Here is a 290-nt window from a genome sequence, read left to right on the forward strand (position 1 = left end):
TTCAACACACAGCCGCCTGAAGGCGGCTGGCAGGACAGTAAGTTGGCAGAGCATTTGCGCTACCTGTTTCAACACACAGCCGCCTGAAGGCGGCTGGTACGCTGCCTGCTTGCAGGTATACGGGGGGGGAAGTTTCAACACACAGCCGCCTGAAGGCGGCTGGTAAGGATATTTCTGTAAGTTACTGATTACTATACAGTTTCAACACACAGCCGCCTGAAGGCGGCTGGAAAAGGGTATGTTCGTTCTCCACCGTCGCCGATGTTTCAACACACAGCCGCCTGAAGGCG

Source organism: Neisseria sp. HMSC03D10 (genome assembly GCF_001807625.1).
GTDB lineage: Bacteria > Pseudomonadota > Gammaproteobacteria > Burkholderiales > Neisseriaceae > Neisseria > Neisseria mucosa.